Genomic DNA, 1,575 nt, shown 5'->3' with positions numbered 1-1,575 from the left:
TGGGTTTTCGGTTTCAATCGCTGCAATACGGGTACCAGGACTGATCGTCTGACCAGGAGCAATGGCAACTTCTAGTACACGACCATTGTATTGGCTAATAATTTTACTTTTTGTAGCTAGTTCCAACTCTAGTTGGGCGATTCGGCGCTTAGTTGTTTGAATTTGATTACTTTTTTCGATGAACTGCTCTCGATCTTGTTGCTTTAGTTGAGCTGCTTGCACGTCGAGGTTTTGAATTTGGTTATTAGTATCTTTAATAGAGCTAAGATTTTTCAAGTACTCAGCGGTTGTCTCAGATTCTTGGCGATCAAGATCTTTCAATTGCGCTTGCAAATCTGATATCTTTGTCTGAGTTTCTCTATATTCTTGTTGGGTTTGTAGTAACAAATCTTCACTAATAGCTCGCTCGCGGTGAAGGCGAGTACGAATATCAAGCCGTTTTTGGATAGTCGGAAGTAAATTGATGCTTTGTGTGAGACTCTGCTGGATGCTTTGACGCCTTTCCTTTAAGGCATCGAGACTTTTTCTTTGCAAAATTGGTCCAAACGCCCTGAAGTTACGCAGATTTTCTTCAAGGACTGCTCTTTGTTCTACTAAGTTCTGTCGTTTGAGCGCAATTCCCCGCTTTTGCAAATCATTGGTTTCTTTCACCTGAGAAAGCAGTTCAGATAGCTTTGAACGCTCTTGTAGCAGTTGCTGCTTTAATTGGGGTTGGTCTATTGTACCAATAAAATCCCCACGCTTAATTGTATCTCCTGACTTTATATTGAGTGTCAAAATTTGACCCTCACTAGGTACTTGAAATGGCACCACACTACGGGGTCGGATGAGTACGCCTTGACCGTTGACAGTGATTGGAATCCGCCCAACTACACTCCAAACACCAGCAATGAAGACTAAGCAGCCAATTGTCGTTAGAGGTAACCAGGCTCTAGGATTGACGACTTCCATCAACTGGTCAAGCCTCTCTGGAGAAGATAAGCGTTCTATGGCTTCTTGACGAAAAAGTTTGTTTTCTTTACTACTTTGCATACAGGTTAGACGTAAGAATGCGTTGTTCTCAAAAAGTTTTTTGAATATTAGATTTTGAATTGTTTAAGACGAAACTTTCAAGCGTTTAAGCATCCAGTCAAATCTAGCACCGCCCAGAAAAATGTTGTCCATCACATTCAAATCGATTTCATCTTCGTATTTGACATCCTGAGATAGACGTTGCCCCACTTGGTAGGAACTTCTGCCATACCCTAAACGGTTGATTAGCCCTTGAAGTCTGCCTGAAAGTAGCATAGCGATAACTCGATATAAACGAGATCCCATAGCTGGATTTTGCTGAAGTTTGATCAATAGCTGTTGCTTTTGAATAGCTAAAACTTTTGTATCTTCTAAAGCTTTGAATGTATACGTCGGCAGACGGGCATCGATCAAAGCCGTTTCTCCTAAAATTTCACCAGTCGATGTCTCAGCTATTTCATATCCCGGAGAGGAGCCGCTTTGATCAGAGTCTTCCAGAAGTGTAAAAACCCGAGCAAGAGAACTCCCCGTATCTTCACTAAAGGAGATCGACACAGATCCTTG

The 1,575-nt window shown here is 41.8% G+C and carries 1 protein-coding gene and 1 pseudogene; both read right to left on the bottom strand.

Annotation, left to right across the window (positions count from 1 at the left end; translation table 11 throughout):
• A partial coding sequence (locus G4P69_RS38075; protein ID WP_208355144.1) for an NHLP bacteriocin system secretion protein occupies nt 1-1,032 on the bottom strand: 1,032 nt, incomplete at its 3' end.
• 63 nt (nt 1,033-1,095) lie between these two features.
• Nucleotides 1,096-1,575 (bottom strand): annotated as a pseudogene (locus tag G4P69_RS38070) (cyclic nucleotide-binding domain-containing protein); the annotation flags it as partial.

It is taken from the genome of Aetokthonos hydrillicola CCALA 1050 (assembly GCF_017591665.1).
GTDB classification, from domain to species: Bacteria; Cyanobacteriota; Cyanobacteriia; order Cyanobacteriales; family Nostocaceae; genus Aetokthonos; species Aetokthonos hydrillicola.
The sequence above is the reverse complement of the archived record's forward strand: the minus strand, read 5'-3'. Positions and strand labels throughout refer to the sequence as shown.